The organism is Luteibacter sp. (genome assembly GCF_036499525.1).
In the GTDB taxonomy this organism is placed as follows: domain Bacteria; phylum Pseudomonadota; class Gammaproteobacteria; order Xanthomonadales; family Rhodanobacteraceae; genus Luteibacter.
Genome location: NZ_DASYDO010000069.1, coordinates 74,727 through 90,834 on the forward strand (window position 1 = coordinate 74,727; position 16,108 = coordinate 90,834).

Annotated in this window: 14 protein-coding genes, 2 tRNA genes and 1 pseudogene; 5 read left to right on the forward strand and 12 right to left on the reverse strand. The window is 64.1% G+C overall.

What is annotated here, in order from left to right; translation table 11 throughout:
* The first annotated feature begins 165 nt into the window (after positions 1 to 165).
* From VGM71_RS14290 to metH, 3 genes are read left to right on the forward strand one after another with little or no spacing between them, the layout of a single operon-like run.
* A complete protein-coding gene (locus tag VGM71_RS14290) occupies positions 166 to 1,110 on the forward strand; it encodes a metalloregulator ArsR/SmtB family transcription factor (protein ID WP_331546301.1) in 945 nt (314 codons plus the stop codon).
* Complete coding sequence (locus VGM71_RS14295; protein WP_331546303.1) at positions 1,107 to 2,189, forward strand: homocysteine S-methyltransferase family protein; 1,083 nt, start codon at positions 1,107 to 1,109, stop codon at positions 2,187 to 2,189. Before VGM71_RS14290 ends, VGM71_RS14295 begins: the two co-directional genes overlap by 4 nt.
* Positions 2,186 to 4,885 carry a methionine synthase gene (gene metH, locus VGM71_RS14300; RefSeq protein ID WP_331546305.1) on the forward strand — a complete coding sequence of 900 codons (2,700 nt, stop codon included), beginning with the start codon at positions 2,186 to 2,188 and terminating at the stop codon, positions 4,883 to 4,885. The genes VGM71_RS14295 and metH overlap by 4 nt, the downstream gene beginning before the upstream one ends.
* Before the next feature lie 117 nt (positions 4,886 to 5,002).
* On the opposite strand, the gene VGM71_RS14305 is transcribed toward metH, so the two are convergent.
* From VGM71_RS14305 to pilV, 8 genes are all read right to left on the reverse strand, one after another.
* Entirely contained in the window at positions 5,003 to 5,332 is a 330-nt protein-coding gene (locus VGM71_RS14305) for a lipid-A-disaccharide synthase N-terminal domain-containing protein (RefSeq protein ID WP_331546307.1), read from the reverse strand.
* 129 nt (positions 5,333 to 5,461) lie between these two features.
* Positions 5,462 to 5,536 (reverse strand) — tRNA-Val (locus VGM71_RS14310).
* Between the two features lie 51 nt (positions 5,537 to 5,587).
* Positions 5,588 to 6,190 carry a GspH/FimT family pseudopilin gene (locus VGM71_RS14315; protein ID WP_331546309.1) on the reverse strand — a complete coding sequence of 201 codons (603 nt, stop codon included), beginning with the start codon at positions 6,188 to 6,190 and terminating at the stop codon, positions 5,588 to 5,590.
* 7 nt (positions 6,191 to 6,197) lie between these two features.
* Positions 6,198 to 6,626: a type IV pilin protein gene (locus VGM71_RS14320; RefSeq protein WP_331546311.1), complete on the reverse strand. Its 429-nt coding sequence runs from the start codon at positions 6,624 to 6,626 to the stop codon at positions 6,198 to 6,200.
* A 16-nt stretch (positions 6,627 to 6,642) separates the two neighbouring features.
* On the reverse strand, positions 6,643 to 10,326 hold the full coding sequence (locus VGM71_RS14325; protein WP_331546313.1) for a pilus assembly protein: 3,684 nt from the start codon (positions 10,324 to 10,326) through the stop codon (positions 6,643 to 6,645).
* A 2-nt stretch (positions 10,327 to 10,328) separates the two neighbouring features.
* Positions 10,329 to 10,958, reverse strand: a complete 630-nt coding sequence (locus tag VGM71_RS14330; protein WP_331546315.1) for a pilus assembly PilX family protein — start codon at positions 10,956 to 10,958, stop codon at positions 10,329 to 10,331.
* Positions 10,959 to 10,976: 18 nt separating this feature from the next.
* A complete protein-coding gene (locus tag VGM71_RS14335; protein ID WP_331546317.1) occupies positions 10,977 to 12,302 on the reverse strand; it encodes a PilW family protein in 1,326 nt (441 codons plus the stop codon).
* Positions 12,299 to 12,835, reverse strand: a complete 537-nt coding sequence (gene pilV / locus VGM71_RS14340) for a type IV pilus modification protein PilV (RefSeq protein ID WP_331546319.1) — start codon at positions 12,833 to 12,835, stop codon at positions 12,299 to 12,301. Before pilV ends, VGM71_RS14335 begins: the two co-directional genes overlap by 4 nt.
* A gap of 181 nt (positions 12,836 to 13,016) precedes the next feature.
* On the opposite strand from pilV, the gene VGM71_RS14345 reads away from it, so the two are divergent.
* On the forward strand, positions 13,017 to 13,202 hold the full coding sequence (locus tag VGM71_RS14345; protein ID WP_331546321.1) for a hypothetical protein: 186 nt from the start codon (positions 13,017 to 13,019) through the stop codon (positions 13,200 to 13,202).
* 118 nt (positions 13,203 to 13,320) lie between these two features.
* Positions 13,321 to 13,581 (forward strand): hypothetical protein, encoded by a 261-nt coding sequence (locus tag VGM71_RS14350; protein ID WP_331546323.1) that lies wholly within the window; start codon positions 13,321 to 13,323, stop codon positions 13,579 to 13,581.
* Positions 13,582 to 13,596: 15 nt separating this feature from the next.
* Here VGM71_RS14350 and VGM71_RS14360 read toward each other — a convergent pair.
* From VGM71_RS14360 to lspA, 4 genes and pseudogenes are all read right to left on the reverse strand, one after another.
* Positions 13,597 to 14,152, reverse strand: a pseudogene (locus tag VGM71_RS14360) (GNAT family N-acetyltransferase).
* Positions 14,153 to 14,468: 316 nt separating this feature from the next.
* Positions 14,469 to 14,544: transfer RNA gene (locus VGM71_RS14365), tRNA-Thr, on the reverse strand.
* Positions 14,545 to 14,587: 43 nt separating this feature from the next.
* Complete coding sequence (gene ispH / locus VGM71_RS14370; RefSeq protein ID WP_331546396.1) at positions 14,588 to 15,529, reverse strand: 4-hydroxy-3-methylbut-2-enyl diphosphate reductase; 942 nt, start codon at positions 15,527 to 15,529, stop codon at positions 14,588 to 14,590.
* A gap of 67 nt (positions 15,530 to 15,596) precedes the next feature.
* Positions 15,597 to 16,100: a signal peptidase II gene (lspA, locus tag VGM71_RS14375; protein WP_331546329.1), complete on the reverse strand. Its 504-nt coding sequence runs from the start codon at positions 16,098 to 16,100 to the stop codon at positions 15,597 to 15,599.
* Positions 16,101 to 16,108: the final 8 nt, after the last annotated feature.

Sequence of the window (16,108 nt, forward strand, 5' to 3'; positions counted from 1 at the left end):
TCTCGCCGGCCTGACGGGCGGCAATCGTGGGGTGGGGTGGAAACAAGCCCACCATTTTAACGGCCTTTCGACGCCTTGCCGCCGTGCACTGCAACATCCCGGCTTGACGGGCGCACGCGCGGGCCGCATCCTGCGTATCTCTATATCGCGATATAAGGATGTTGGATGGACCTGTCGACGGCCTCCACGGCGCTCCGGCTCCTGGCCGATCCCACCCGCGTCCGCCTCCTCGCCCTGCTCGATCGCGAGGAACTGACCGTGGCGGAACTGGCCGCCGTGCTGCACCTGGCCCAGCCGCGCGTGTCCACCCACCTTGCCAAACTCAAGGAAGCTGAGCTGGTGCGCGACCGCCGCGCGGGCGTATCCGCCTATTATCGGGCCAACGCCGAAGCCGATCCCACGCTCGCCGCCCTGGTTGCCTCCCTGCGCGACACCTTGAGCGACGCCCTGCTTCGCGAGGACGCCGAGCGCCTGCCCGCCGTGCTCGCCCAGCGCGCACGCGCCGAAGGGTGGGCCGACACTGTCGCGGGCGACATGGAACGCCATTATTCGCCGGGCCGCACCTGGGAAACCCTCGCCCGTTCGCTGCTCCAGCTGCTCGCCACCGGCGACGTGCTGGACATTGCTTCCGGCGACGGTGTCACCGCCGAGCTGCTTGCCCCGCATGCGCACTCCATCGTCTGCATCGACAGCTCGGACCGCGTGGTCGACGCGGCGCGCCAGCGCCTCTCCGGCTTTGCCAACGTCGAGGTCCGCACCGGTGATATGCATGCGCTGGACCTTCGCGACCATCAGTTCGACCTTGTCCTCCTCCTGCACGCCCTCACCTACGCGACGGATCCGCAGAAAGTGTTCGGCGAAGTCGCGCGCGTGCTGAAACCCGGTGGCCGCGTGCTCGCGTCGACCCTCGGCGAACACGACCACCGCGCCGTCGTGGAGCCCTTCGACCACCGCAACCTCGGCTTCAGCTGCGCCGGCCTCACGGACATGGCCAGGAACGCCGGGCTCGACGTGGTGAGTTGCGATCGCCTGAGTCGCGAGCGCCGCGCTCCGCATTTCGAAGTCATCAGCCTGCTTGCACGCAAGCCTTTCGTAGAGGATGCCCCATGAGCCAACTTCCCTGGCTTCACCCTGATCGTGTCGCCCTCATCCAGAAGGGTCTCGCCGAGCGCATCATGATCCTCGACGGTGGCATGGGCACCATGCTCCAGGGCCACAGGCTCGACGAGTCCGGTTATCGCGGGGAGCGCTTCGCCGGCGGTCACGACAGCACGCATGACCATGGCCACGACCATCCGGGCGAGTGCGACCTGAAAGGCAACAACGACCTGCTCCTGCTCAGCCAGCCGGAGATCATCCGCGGGGTGCACACCGCCTATCTGGAGGCCGGCGCGGACTTCGTCGAAACGAATACCTTCAACGCCACGCGCGTAAGCCAGGCGGATTACCACCTTGGGCACCTCGTGCCCGAACTGAACCGTGAAGGCGCCCGCATCGCGCGCGAAGCCTGCGATGCGATGACCGCACGCACACCCGACAGGCCGCGTTTCGTCATCGGCGTGCTCGGTCCGACCAGCCGCACGGCGTCGATCTCGCCCGACGTGAACGACCCGGGCTTTCGCAATGTCTCCTTCGAGGAACTGAAGACAAACTATATCGAGTCCGCCCGCGCCCTCATCGAAGGCGGCGCCGACACGATCATGGTCGAAACCATCTTCGACACGCTTAACGCGAAGGCCGCGCTGTTCGCCTTGAGCGAGCTTTTCCACGAGCTTGGCGCGCGCGTGCCGGTGATGATCTCGGGCACGATCACCGATCGCTCCGGACGCACGCTCTCGGGACAGACCGCCGAGGCATTCTTCTACTCGGTCGAACACATCCAGCCACTGTCCGTGGGTTTGAATTGCGCGCTCGGCGCCGAAGACCTGCGCCCGCACGTGCAGATGCTGGCGCGCATCGCGGGCAGCGCCGTTAGCACACACCCGAATGCGGGCCTGCCCAACGCCTTCGGCGAGTACGACGAGACGCCGGAAAGCATGGCCGAGACCATTCGCGGCTTCGCGGCCGATGGCCTCATCAATATCGTGGGCGGGTGTTGTGGCACCACGCCCGCCCATATCGCGGCGATCGCCGCCGCCGTGGCGCCGTACGCGCCGCGCACTTACAGGGACACCGCGCAAGCCGCATGAGCATCCGATACACGCGCCTCTCCGGCCTCGAACCGCTGGTCCTCACGCCGGACCTCAACTTCATCAACGTCGGCGAGCGGACCAACGTCACCGGCTCCGCCCAGTTCCGCAAGCTGATCAAGGAAGGCCGCTACGAGGAAGCGGTGGATGTCGCTCGCCAGCAGGTAGAGAACGGCGCGCAGATCATCGACATCAACATGGACGAGGGCCTGATCGACTCCGAGGCGGCGATGGCCCGCTTCATCAACCTGATCTCGTCCGAGCCCGACATCGCGCGGGTGCCGATCATGGTCGACTCCTCCAAGTGGAGCGTGATCGAGGCCGGACTGCGCTGCATGCAGGGCAAGGGCATCGTCAATTCCATCTCGATGAAGGAAGGAGAAGCCGCTTTCCTGGAACACGCTCGGCGCGTCCGCCAGTACGGCGCCGCCGTGGTGGTCATGGCCTTCGACGAGGCCGGCCAGGCGGATACGAAGGAGCGCAAGGTCGAGATCTGTTCGCGCGCCCACGAACTCCTGGTGAACGAACTCGGCTTTCCGCCGGAAGACATCATCTTCGACCCCAACATCTTCGCCATCGCCACGGGCATCGAGGAACACAACAACTACGCCGTGGACTTCATCGAAGCCACGCGCGAGCTTAAGAAGCGCTTCCCCTCGTCCCACGTGTCCGGCGGCGTTTCCAACGTTTCGTTCTCGTTTCGCGGCAACAACCCCGTCCGTGAGGCCATCCATTCGGTGTTCCTCTACCACGCGATCGCGGCCGGCATGGACATGGGTATCGTCAACGCCGGCGCGCTGGCCATCTACGACGACCTGCCGGAGGATCTGCGCGAGCGTGTCAAGGACGTGGTGCTCAACCGCCGTTCCGACGCCACCGAGCGCCTGCTCGACGTCGCCGAGCGATACAAGGGTGGCAAGGCCGAGGCAGCCGTGGAGACCGCGGCCTGGCGTGACAAGCCCGTTGTCGACCGCCTCAGCCACGCCCTTGTCCATGGCATCGACCAGTTCGTGGTGGAGGACACTGAGGAAGCCCGCCTGGCGACCCGCCGGCCGCTGGACGTGATCGAGGGCCCGCTCATGGCAGGCATGAACGTGGTCGGCGACCTGTTCGGCGCCGGCAAGATGTTCCTGCCCCAGGTGGTGAAGTCCGCTCGCGTGATGAAGAAGGCCGTGGCCCACCTCATTCCGTTCATCGAGGAAGAGAAGCGCATCTCGGGCGACGCGGGCAGGAACAACGGCAAGATCGTGCTCGCCACGGTCAAGGGCGACGTGCACGACATCGGCAAGAACATCGTCGGCGTGGTGCTCCAGTGCAACAACTTCGAGGTGATCGACCTGGGCGTGATGGTGCCGACGCAGAAGATCCTCGACACGGCGCGTGCCGAGAACGCCGACATCATCGGCCTCTCCGGCCTCATCACGCCGTCGCTTGAAGAAATGAGCCAGGTCGCGCGCGAGATGCAGCGCCAGGATTTCCATGTGCCGTTGATGATCGGCGGTGCGACCACGTCGCGCGCGCATACCGCGCTACGTATCGAGCCGCATTACAAGTCACCGACGGTGTGGGTGAAGGACGCCTCGCGCGCCGTCGGCGTGGCGCAGTCGCTGGTCAGCAAGGACCTTGTCGACGGGTTCATGGCGAAAGTGAAGGCCGAGTACACGGAAGTGCGTGAGCGCCATCGGAACCGCGGCGCCGGCAAGCAGCTGGTTCCGCTGGCGAAGGCTCGCTCGCAGCGTTACAACGGCGACTGGCAGGGATACCGGCCGCCCACGCCGCGCAACCCCGGCATCACCGTGTTCGACGATTACGACCTGGCGGAGCTGCGCAGATACATCGACTGGTCGCCGTTCTTCAACGCCTGGGAACTTGCCGGGAAATTTCCGGCGATCCTCACCGACGACGTCGTCGGTGCTCAGGCGAGCGAACTGTTTGCAGACGCGCAGGCGATGCTCGACACGCTGATCGCCGGGAAGTGGCTCACCGCCCGTGGCGTGGTCGGGTTCTGGCCGGCGGCCCAGCACGGCGATGACATCGAGGTCTATGCCGAGGCGGGTACGGGCAAGCGCAAACCTGTCGCCACCTTGCACCACCTGCGCCAGCAGGCGGACAAGCCCGTGGAGCGTCCGGACTTCTGCCTCGCCGATTTCGTGGCGCCGCGCGACAGTGGCGTCGAGGACTGGATCGGCGGCTTCGCCGTGACCTCGGGCATCGGCATCGACGCGCACGTGGCCCGCTTCGAGGCCGTGCACGACGACTATTCCGCGATCCTGCTGAAAGCACTGGCCGACCGCCTGGCCGAGGCCTTCGCGGAGCGCATGCACGAGCGGGTGCGCAAGGAGTTCTGGGGATACGAGCCGGATGAGGCGCTGGATAACGATGCGCTGATCGCCGAGGCCTACCGCGGCATCCGCCCTGCCCCCGGCTATCCCGCCTGCCCCGAGCATTCGGAAAAGCGCACGTTGTTCAACCTGTTGCAGGCGACCGGGCACACCGGCATCGAACTCACCGACAGCTTCGCGATGTATCCCACGGCGGCGGTCTCGGGCTGGTATTTCTCCCACCCCGACAGCCAGTACTTCGTCGTGGGCCGCCTGACCCGCGAGCAGGTCGAGGACTATGCGAAGCGCAAGGGCTGGGACCGCACGGAAGCCGAGCGCTGGCTGGCACCGTACCTGGACTACGACCCGGATTGACTGTAGGAGCGCGCCCTGCGCGCGACATGTTTTGAGGCCGAAACCGGGAACTGGCGCGCCAGCTTGCCGACCGGGGCGAAAACATGTCGCGCGCAGAGCGCGCTCCTACGGATGGGCTCAATCCTCGGGGCCGCCAGGCTTGACCGTCTCCTGCCTGTCCTTGTGCTTCAGGTGCGCGAAGACGTTGTAGAACGACACCAGCATCGGGAAGGCCGTCTGGATGATGCCTACCGAGTCGTTCTTGCCCCAGATGAAGTAGGCCAGGGTCAGCACGCTGCCGCTGACCGACAGGTACCAGAAGGACATGGGCACCGTGACCTTCTTGTTCTTCTTCGTGGCGTAGAACTGGACGAACCAGCGCGCCGTGAAGAGCAAGGTGCCGAGAAGACCGATGATCTTCCAGGGGGTGAGGGTCAGCAGGTGGAAATCGGCTAGGGCTTCATGCATGGCGGTGTCCGGGGCGTGCGAGGCGGCCCATTCTAAGGGGCTGGCCCCTTGATGGCGGCTTAGCACCGGAAAAGACCTTGCCGCGACTCAAAGAAAAAACCCGGCGCGAGGCCGGGTTTTCGAAATCGATGGTGGGCGGTACAAGGATCGAACTTGTGACACCTGCCGTGTGAAGGCAGTGCTCTACCGCTGAGCTAACCGCCCATCGAGCTGGGCATTTTAAGGGCTTGCCCGAGGCAGGTCAATCACCCGGGACTACCCCGCCGACAGGCAACTCGCGGAACTGGTCAGCTTCGTATTGATCAGCGAGCCGGAGACTCCCAGTGCCACCCGCGAGCCCGGAGATTCGCTGTTGTTCTCGCCCGGATCCTTCGTCTTTCCGGCCTGGCGGGAGCAGAAAACGAACTCCATGGCCGTCCGCGTGCCGTTGGTAGCCGGGAGACCGGTCTGCCCGAAGGTCAGCACGTCGCCGTCCGTCGCCTGGATGGATACGTCCGAGGTAATAGGTGTGGTCCGCAGCAACTCGTGCGTCGAATCGCTGGCATCGTAGGTCTGATTGGGGCCGTCCGCCGTGGCGTCGTAAGCGTAGATGATGTAACCGACGTCGTAATTCGACCCGTCGTTCGCGCATTCCTTGCCATCGATGCTGCGGCACACCGAGACGAACTTGTGGCGCATCGCCGCCTCGGAGCGCGCAAACTGGAGGTCGCCCACCAGCGTATTGACGCTGTCGCTGAGGTGGGCCCGGCGCATCGTCCCACGGAAGGTCGGCACGGCGATGGCCATGAGCACGGCCAGCACGGTCACCGTGACGATCAGCTCGAGGATCGTGAAGCCCTTGTTCTTCCGGATAGTCATCGCCGCGTCACCAGCAACGGCCGTTGGCCGTGTTCAACCCGGACTGCGACTTATTGCCGCGCGAATCCAATGTCAGGTCGCCGCAGCTGTCGCCCTTCTGGCTGCCGGCCGCCTGGGCGGTGGCAATGTAACCCGTCGCGAACGTCGTACCGTCGAGTTGCTCGAGCTTGATCTTGTAATAGCCGCCAGCGCTCACGTCCGAAGCGAACTTCAGGTCTGTCACCGGATCCTGCGCGTACTTGTTGTATGTGGCGTAGTAACGCTCCTGCGCATTGGCGAGGCGAAGCAGCAGCTCCTGCCCTTCGCCGCGACGCGCGCGGAACGTGTACTTTGTGTAGGAAGGCAAGGCGATCATCACGAGCACCGCGATCACGGTGACCACGATCATCAACTCGATCAGGGTGAAACCCTTCTCCGGCAATCGGAACCGACGCATCGGCACGCTCCCCCTGTTACAGGCCATTGTTGAGCTCCCGCCAGGAGCGGCGGCGCCAGACTGCGTCGTCGATGCCGAACGAGTTGCCGCCTTCGCCACCACCGCCACCGCCACCATCGCTGTTGATGATAAGTCCAGGCAAGACGATCCTGCCGCCGCCAATGGAGGTGGCTGCGGGCAACGATCCCGAAATCGGCACGTTCTCCACCCGGATACCCGCCGCGACGGTTCCGCTACCGAAACTGCCCGACCCGACATCCACGCCGCTGGCCGCGCCACCGGTGGCCGCATCGATCACGAGGATGGCGCCGCGGCGAACCGGATTGCAGGGATCGTCGTTCCCTGGAATGAGGCTCGTGATGATCGCGCGGCCGCTATCGAAGAGGGCCGTGGCATCGACTACCACGCGCTCGCCCTTGTTGGTTTGCGACGCGCCCGACCCGGTCTTCAGGTCGATGTACCAGCCGTCGATGGTGTCTCCCTCCTCGGAAGTGGCTGGGACCGGCCGCTGGGTCAGCCCGCGCGCGTCACCCGACTCCGACAGGAGCTGCGGGATCAGCGTAGAGCGCCCTGCCACGGTGACACTGTCCGGACCCCGATCGCGGATGCCGTAGACCGACTGCACCTTGGTCGCGTCCGTGGCGGTATTGTCGGTCACGCTAAGGTACTTGCCGGTGCCGAAGACCACCATGAAACGGGAGGACGTCGGGTCCGGGAACAGGCGGGGCATGACTGTGATCGGCTGGTCTTCCGGAGCCGGATTGCCATCGGTCCCGTCGCCGTTCGGTTTGTAGAGAAGCTTCACCTTCCAATTGGCGGGGTCCGCGTCGGAGAGATCGAAGCGCCAGAGATTGCCCACGAGGTCGCCCGCGAAGGCGACGTCGTCCACCTGGTCGTTTTCGTAGTCGCCGATGACGGGAGTGGACAAGCCATAGCTGGTATCGCCATCCGGAGTAACCAGCTCTTTGATCACCTCACCGGTTTGGGCATCCAGCACGAACAGCGAACTCTGAGTACGTTTTGCCGCGTCGTCGGAAGCGTACTTATCGTACGGCTTGCTCGTCGTATCCGACGGGAAATAGCCCGACGGAACAAGCACCACCCACTTACCATTGGCCAGTCGGCCGATATTCGGGCGACCGTAGGTGTATCCGAGGTTCGCACCACCCGTGCTGGTGTTGTTGAACTCCCAGAGGACCTTCGTTTTCGCATCCGCTTCGGACGCGGATGCTTCGGTGACATCGAGCGCATACACGCCGCGGCCGCCCAGGCGGAGTCCGCCAACCAGGATCGTATGCCAACCCTTGTCGCCGTTACGGAAGAAGACGTCCCTGGTCACGGGCGCGCCGTCGACCGTCGGGCGGAAGGTGAAATTCGAAACCGGCGTGAGGTAGCTCAGCTTGTCGTAGACGGTGAACGGCACATAGGCCCAGCGCTCCTTGCCCGGATTTGGCGGCAGGTCGAATTCGTCGGACTTGGTCGAAGGCAGCGTCGCGTCGAATGCGTGCAACATGCCGTCGTTGGCACCGACATAGACGGTGGGCGCACGCTTGGCATGGTCGCTGACGAATTTCTCGTAGCTGTACTTCAGGGCTCCGTTCTCGGTCTCCATTTCGGCGGAGCCCGCCGGAAACGTGTCCTTGTAACCACCGGTGGGGGCGCCGACGTACGCGACCTGTGAATTGATGATCGCGCCCAGCGTAGAGGCGCGCACGCGGAACAGCGTGCCCTCGTTGGAGGTATCGCCCCGGAGGTAAGCGATCATGTTGGCGTCGATGGTCGGGTCGGCGGCCGTGAGAGCAGTGCCCGCCCCCGTGCTGGTGAAGGCGGCGCCGTTCCCTGCTCCCACCGCCGTACTGGTGATGATGACACGGCTATCGCCCGCCTTGGCGCGCGCCGCCAGCAAGTCGCCCGCGCTCCAAAGGGCGTTGGTGCTGACGTTGCCGTCGACATCGACGGTCTTGGCCTTGAGCGAGCCGCTGTAGTTCGCGCTGTTGTATCCGGTTTCGTATACCACGCCATCGCCCGTCAGCACCGCGGTGCTCAGTGCACCCGGGGCACCCGAACTATTGCGGCCGAGGATGCGGCTGAGGAGCGTCTGCAGGGCAGTCGACAGCGTAGCGGGATCGCGCGCGCTGAAGTATTGGCCTCGGCTGTTGATCGCCGCGTGCCACGTGTCGTCCAGGTTCTCGGGAACTGTGTTGCCTTGGGTCGAAGGCTTCGGCCACTGCTTTGTGCCGGCGCGGAGTTGCGCATAGTCGCCGGGGAAGTTGAGCGTGCCACTGATGCCCAGTGCAATCATATACTGGACCACGTGCGGCCACGTGGCAACGTCGTTTGCAGGATTGAAATAGATCGAATCCGGCATGGTGCCCGTGCCATCCCACTTCACCGCTTTTCCGTTCTCGTCGGTATAGTCCGTGATCGACGGCGGCACATCGAGCTTGGCGGTTCCATCCGCTTTCTTGAAATCCGGACGCAGGTTGGTGGCCCAATAGTAGAGGGCGATATCCGCCATCGTGGTTATTCCCGATGTGGGAACATTCCAGAAGATCTTCGATGCAGTACTGCCGCCGGTACCCGGATAAGTCACCCCATCGGGCAAAGAGATCTTCCCGCGGGAGTAGTCGGCTGTGGGTGTCAGATTGCTAGCCGAGCCATTCCAATAACCGTCCGTCACCAGCAGGCTATAGTTCAGACGACAGCTCAGCTCGGAACCCTTGCTCGAATCGCTTGGATCCACCTCCCAATAGGGGTTGGTGGAACCCTTAACACCCTTACCGTAGGAAAATACCTTACCAACGGCGTCGATTCTCGAACGGGATTCGGTACCGCTATTGTTGCCCACCGCGTAGAGCCAGCTGAAGAATTGCAACCGCGAGTCGCCCGCGAATGGCTGAAACTTGGTCGTTCCCGTCGCGAGCTTCGTGCCTGTGTTGATGGTCTGCCAGACGACGCGGATATTTGATTTCAACGTAGCGAACACATTTGCAATGGCGCTGCGCGAGGAGAGGTTGCGGGTACGATAATAGCTGTACCAGTTCGCAAAGTTCTGTTCCTCCGCATCCGTTATTGTGAAGAGAGTGCAATTCGAATTGCTGTTCACCGTCGGGCACTTGTAGTAGAACGCTGCGCTGCTGTTCTTGGGGCCGATCGATGTATCGATGTTCGCGGTACCCGGAAGGCTCGCGGCACGCGTGGGGCTCGTGGCCATGCCAAAACCCGAGCGGAAGTTCGACGACAGGTCGACGAGGAAGGTGTCAGTGTCGTTCCTTCCCGCACAGGTCGTCACGGCGGCGCTGTTGGACCCATTCACCGCATAGCAGATGCCGTCTCTGGGTGCGTTCATGTACTTGGAGTCCGGGAAGCGGGTGACTCCGTCGGACTGCAACGGCGGCTGGTACGTGATGGCAGGGTTGTAATACTGCGAGTTACTGTTTGATGAGAAGTAATACTGCGTTTTTATCTTGCCGCTCGAGACCAGCGAGTCCAGCCCATCCGGTAGGTGCGTCGAACCCATCGAACCCGAATCGTCGAACGTCACCGCGATGTTGGGCGCGACGCTGATCGCGACGTCCGGCGGGGTCGTGGCCAGATCGGTCGTATTCGCGTAGGCCGTCCCCATGGGCGCTGCCAGGCCGCAAAGCGCCAGCGTCGCGATGAAGGAACCGAAACCGTGGAGCTTTGATGTCGCAGACATGGTCATTCGGCCTTCGCGGCAAACGTGGTTTCGATGATGCGGATGGCATTGGGGTTGTTGCCCATGCCGCGCGCTGTGATGCGGTACAGGTGCCGGGCGGTGCTGGTGTTGCCCGTTCCCGTGGACGAGGTCACGCCAGACTCGTGTTGCGGACCCGAGTTCTGCGGCAGGTCGAGGCCGAGGTCCTCGATGATGTAGTAGGGATTGCTGCCCAGCGCGAACGTCTTGTCCGAGCTTGCCTTCGTGAGGTCCGTGGCGTCGTACTCCGTCGCGCCGTCCGTCACCCATCCGGTCGAATTGCGGAACACTTGTACCTTGGAGGTCGCCGGTGCATCGGGATCGTACTGGTAGCAGCTCGAGTACGCGCCGCTGCCGCACTGGATCTGTGCCGAGTTGCTCGAGCTGGAACGCCACAGGCGCCATTCCACGCCGCGGATGGCGGACTCGGCGCTCCACTCGGCAAGCTGCGCGTTGCGCAAGCCGCCGGCGAGCTTCTGCTGCAGCAGCGAGGTTCCCGAGGCGCTGACCGCGAGCATCGTGATCAGCAGCAGGAAGATCAGGGCGACGACGAGCACCACGCCACGCTGGTGGCGGGAGGCGTCGAAGCGTACCGGTGTGAGGTGTCGGTTCATGGCGTCGTGTCCTCGCCGTTACGGGTTGTAGTTGCGCATCATGACGAGCGTGCCGAACTGTCGGCGCAGCATCTGGTTGGCGAAGCCCTGGTCGGCGGGCGCAATGCCGTTGTCGCCGCGATCGTCGGGAGCTCTCGGCGTCGTATTGCCTTCGGGCGCATACGCATAGGCGATATCCGGACCCTGCAGCGTATAGAGAGGCGCCTGCCCATCCATCAGCAGGTTCACTTCCACCGTCTTCAGCGCGCGCCAGAGGCAGCCCTGGTCGGTCGCCGTCGAACCCGGCGGGCCTGTCGGACAATCGATCGCCTTATCGGCGCGCGAGTCCACCTCGGCTGCGGTCAGGTAGTGCAGGAGGCCATTGCTATCCTCGACGCCGTAGCTGAAGTCCAGACGCTCGGCGCCGCGCACCAGTTCCTGGCACGCCGGCGTATTGCCACTGTCGCAGCGCATCAGTGCGCCCGTCTTGGCGCCTGTTTCCGTGCCGTCGTCGCTGACCACCTGGAGGAAATAGGTGATGGTGCGGAAATCGGTCTTCATCCGGAAGAAGCGCGGAGCCGACTGCGGTGTGAGCGCGCGCGGCGCGGAGAAATTACCCGCGGTATCAACCGGCACGAAATCCGGATTGCCGGTGGTCTGGAAGATCTGCGCCGTGGAGCAGTCGGCCAGCATCATGAACTCGTTGTCGGCGATGCCGGTGAGCGGCTGCTCGCCCAATGCGAGCTTCGGCGCGATGTGGATCGAACTGACGACACCGTTGTTACCGACCACCGTACTAGCGCCGCCGATCGCCCAGCCGCGGCCTGAATCCACATAGCGCAGTTGCAACACCGCCGCTCCCTTCACGCGGTCGCCGACCTTGTCGCCCATGGCCGGAACGCCATCGTCCGCCGTCGGAGGGCTCGCAGGGGCACAGTCGCTCTTGGTGCAATCGAAACCACGCATGTAAAAGAACGACGGAAGCGAATAGGCTGCCGTGGGCTTCGCGGGATAGGGGTCGCCCCAGGGCGTGGTGTTCTGGGGAAACGTCAGGTCCTTGGCAAGCACGGTCGGCGAGCGCAGGGAGTCCAGTGCTACACCGCTTTTATCGGCCACTGTGGCCACGCCACTGGTCCCGCTGCAGTATTGCGCGCCCCCCATCTTCAGGTCGGTGGCGATGCGCGTGACCGCGAAGCGCCCTTCTTCCTGCAGGCGCGCCAACTGCGTCTGTGCGCGATTGCTCGACGAGGTCGACAGGAACACGGTGACGATGCCGCCCGCGACGATGAGGCCGAGCACCAGTGCCACCATCAGTTCGATCAGGGTGACACCGCGAATGCGCTGGAAGGATCGGAACGTGCTCATGGCTCGAACACCCAGGTGAAGGATTGCAGGTTCCCGGAAGCGACCTTGTCGTCGCCTCCGGTGAGGCCGCGCTCGGCCCAGGTGATCGTCATCGTGCAGGTGCCGTTAAAGGGAGGCCGTTTGGAATACATCGATGAGTCGGGAGGGTTGCCGCCCTTCACGCAGTTGATGCTGCTCGGTCCCACGGCAGGGAGCGAGTCCTTGAGTTGCTGGCTCCACACGACCTGGTCGCGCAGGGCGACCTCCGACGGTGTACAGCCTTTATCGCAGTCGGGCACCGTGTCGTCGATGGGGTATCCCGTGGAATTGTAATTGTCGTTCCACAGCCCCAACGGGTTCGCGCGCATGCGGTCGCCCATGGTGCCGGCCAGGAACGTGACCTGCGTGCGGACCAGAGCGGACGCGTTGGACTTCGTGGCGGTGATCAGGAGTCCGCCCAGGCCGATCAGGCCGACCGTGAAGATCAGCACCGCGACAAGGACTTCGATCATCGACACACCGCGCTGCACGCGCGGCGATGGGATGTGGATCACGCTGGCTTCCCCCCAACAACCATTTGGACGACCTGACACTAACCAAGCCTGAATGGAATGCCAGCTTTGGCCGACGGTCGGCCGAATTATTCCGACAAGCGGCGTCCACCCTGCGCCGACCTGGCATTCACGTTCGCGCGCGCCCGATATGACCCTTCCCCAAGAACAAGGAGGCGTACCCATGACCCACCACGATCGCCAAGACGTCAAACACCCCGACCACGGCCAGCCCAAACATCAGGAAACCGAGGCCGAGAAAAAAAACCGCAAGCACCACGCGGACGAGAACCAGGACCATGCTCTGGAAGAAACCTTCCCTGCAAGCGATCCGGTGTCCCCGTTCGTACCGGCGAAGGCGCCAGACTGAACCGCAATCGACCGACGCGACGCCGCGGGTTTCACAGACACGACGGCGTCGCCTCCGCATAACGCAACGGTCACGAAAGCGCGGGGACAATGAGCGGGCTAAGAAGGGAGTTCGTTCCGTGCTCGCGCAGTATGTCTATTCGTCACCCGAAGCCCCGTTCCGCATCGTTAGCCACGGCCACCGCTGGCGCGCGCTGCGCGACGACGTCGAGGTCGGTCGGTACGACCTTCCCGAAGATGCCCTTCGCGATCTCCGCGATCGGCATGCGTCGGCGCGCCTGCCCCGCCGACTGTGCGATTGGCGATTCATTCCGGACGCGCCCTTGCGCCACCTGCCGCCGCCCAGTGCCGCGGTGATGGCGCGGCTGTCCGTGGCCTAGTGGCTTGATGCCCGCCTATACGTGAAGCCGTTCGCGAGCCAGCATCGCGAACACCACGTCGTCCGTCCATTCGCCACGCACGAGGCAGCTTTCCACGTGGTGCGCTTCCTTGCGAAATCCCAGCGACCGCAGAAGCGCCATGCTCGCAACGTTGCGCGGGTCGACGGAACCCAGGGCGCGACGATAGCCCCATGTGCCGAAGGCAAGATCAAGCATCGCGTTCAACGCTTCGTGCATACCCCCTACCCTGCCGCTCGGGCTTAAGTGTGACGCCGAATTCGATGGCGTCGACATGGCTGCCGGGGAAGTGGATACCGAGGTCGCCGACCAGATCGCCGGATGGCCGTTCGCGGACGGCTAGCTGGAACCAGCTGTCGGGTTCGGCGAACGCCTGCACGTCCTGCTTCGCGATGAAGGCCTCGACCTCCGCCAGTTCGGCGGGCTTCCACCCCTGGAAGCGCGCCACTGCATCGTCCCCGCGATAAGCGAGCAGCGATGGGGCATCGGCGGGCAAGAGCCGGTCCAGACGCAACCGGGGCGTGGCGATGGCGGTAAATTCGGGATGGTCCATTCCGGTATCCTCAGCGGATTCGGCTTCCCCTGCAAGCAAAGGGACCCTCTTGAATACGATTTCCGGCGGCTGCCGCTGTGGGCAGGTGAGGTACGTGCTTTCCGTAGAGACCTTGCCGGCAAGCTACGCCTGCCATTGCCTCGATTGCCAGACCTGGACGGGCGTCGCCTTCAGGAAATAAAACCGAACGGCGACTTTTACGGTTTCGGTCCCGCGAAAGCGCTTTCCCCGCGCAGTTTCTTTACAAAAAAACCCGCGTGAGCGGGTTTTTTTGTTTCCTCCGGGACCGCGCAGCGGCAGTCCGGGAAGTAATCGGTGGTGCCGGAAATAGGAATCGAACCTACGACCTCATCATTACGAATGACGCGCTCTACCAACTGAGCTATTCCGGCGAGAAGCGGAATTCTAGGGGAAGCCCGGTGCGCGGTGCAACCCTCAGCCGGCCATCCTCAGCTCCTTGGGGAGCGCAAAAGTGATGTTCTCGGCCTCGCCGTCGAGTTCGCGGACGCTGCCAGAGCCCCAGGACTGCAGGCGGGCGATCACCTCCTGCACCAGCTTCTCCGGGGCCGACGCGCCGGCGGTCACGCCGATACGCGATTTGCCGTCCAGCCAGCTGCGCTCGATGTGCTCGGCACCGTCGATGAGGTAGGACGTGACGCCCTGCTTTTCGGCCAACTCCTTCAGTCGATTGGAATTGGAGCTGTTGACCGAGCCCACGACGAGCACGAGGTCTACGGCATCGGCAAGACGGCGCACGGCATCCTGACGGTTCTGTGTGGCGTAGCAGATATCGTCCTTGCGCGGGCCTTCGATGGTGGCAAACCTCGCCCGCAGTGCACCGATGATGGCGATGGTGTCGTCCACCGATAGCGTGGTCTGGGTGACGAAGGCCAGCTTGTCCGGCTGGCTGGGGTGCAAGGCCGCGACGTCCTCCACGGATTCGACGAGGTAGATGATGCCGCTGTTGGCCGGGTTCCACTGCCCCATCGTGCCTTCCACCTCCGGATGCCCGGCATGGCCGATCAGCACCACGTCGTGGCCGGCGCGCCCGAGGCGCGCGACTTCCATGTGCACCTTGGTCACCAGCGGACAGGTGGCATCGAACACGTTGAGGCGACGGCGGTCGGCTTCTTCGCGCACGGACTTCGGCACGCCGTGGGCGCTGAAGATGACCGTGGAGCCATCGGGTACCTCGTCCAGCTCCTCGACGAACACCGCGCCATCGGCGCGCAGGCGTTCCACGACGTAGCGGTTGTGCACGACCTCGTGGCGCACGTAGATGGGCGCGCCATAGGACTCGAGGGCGCGCTCGACGATGGCGATGGCGCGATCGACGCCGGCGCAGAAACCGCGGGGATTGGCGAGGACGATGTCCAAGAGGAGCCTCGGGGCCACACGGGCCATGGTAGGGAACCCCGGCATTATCGCACGGCCCGGAATGGGTTCAGGGCGTGGCGGGCTTTTGCTGGCCGAACATGCTGAACACGATCAGGGCCACGGCGCCCACGCTGATGGCTGAATCGGCGACGTTGAAGACCGGAAAGGGGTAGCTGCCCAGGAAGACCTGGATGAAATCGGTGACCTTGGCCGCATGCAACCGGTCAATGACGTTGCCGAAGGCCCCGCCGAGGATCAGCGACAGGGGCGCCGCGGTGCGCCAGTCGCCGCGTGGCGTGCGGGAAAGCCAAACGCCCAGGGTGGCGCTGACCGCCACGGCCAGGAGTACGAAGAACCAGCGCTGCCAGCCGGCGCTGTCCGCCAGGAAACTGAACGCCGCCCCCGTATTGAAGGTGAGCGTCCAGTTCAGTATCCCCGGGATTACCGCATGCGGCGTCTCTGCCGGCTGCAAGGCCATGAGCGCCCACCACTTCGTCAGCTGGTCGAGCGCGATCATGGCGGCGGCGAGCCAGAGCCATGACAGGGCGTTGGGTTTTGGGCGTACGGTCATTCGGGAAG

Bases quoted from the DNA above. Each gene is read 5' to 3' on its own strand.
- VGM71_RS14345 (WP_331546321.1), top strand. From the start codon at position 13,017: ATGACCCACCACGATCGCCAAGACGTCAAACACCCCGACCACGGCCAG.
- VGM71_RS14330 (WP_331546315.1), bottom strand. From the start codon at position 10,958: ATGAACCGACACCTCACACCGGTACGCTTCGACGCCTCCCGCCACCAG.
- VGM71_RS14295 (WP_331546303.1), top strand. From the start codon at position 1,107: ATGAGCCAACTTCCCTGGCTTCACCCTGATCGTGTCGCCCTCATCCAG.
- VGM71_RS14335 (WP_331546317.1), bottom strand. From the start codon at position 12,302: ATGAGCACGTTCCGATCCTTCCAGCGCATTCGCGGTGTCACCCTGATC.
- VGM71_RS14325 (WP_331546313.1), bottom strand. From the start codon at position 10,326: ATGTCTGCGACATCAAAGCTCCACGGTTTCGGTTCCTTCATCGCGACG.
- VGM71_RS14290 (WP_331546301.1), top strand. From the start codon at position 166: ATGGACCTGTCGACGGCCTCCACGGCGCTCCGGCTCCTGGCCGATCCC.
- VGM71_RS14305 (WP_331546307.1), bottom strand. From the start codon at position 5,332: ATGCATGAAGCCCTAGCCGATTTCCACCTGCTGACCCTCACCCCCTGG.
- metH (WP_331546305.1), top strand. From the start codon at position 2,186: ATGAGCATCCGATACACGCGCCTCTCCGGCCTCGAACCGCTGGTCCTC.
- VGM71_RS14315 (WP_331546309.1), bottom strand. From the start codon at position 6,190: ATGACTATCCGGAAGAACAAGGGCTTCACGATCCTCGAGCTGATCGTC.
- lspA (WP_331546329.1), bottom strand. From the start codon at position 16,100: ATGACCGTACGCCCAAAACCCAACGCCCTGTCATGGCTCTGGCTCGCC.
- VGM71_RS14320 (WP_331546311.1), bottom strand. From the start codon at position 6,626: ATGCGTCGGTTCCGATTGCCGGAGAAGGGTTTCACCCTGATCGAGTTG.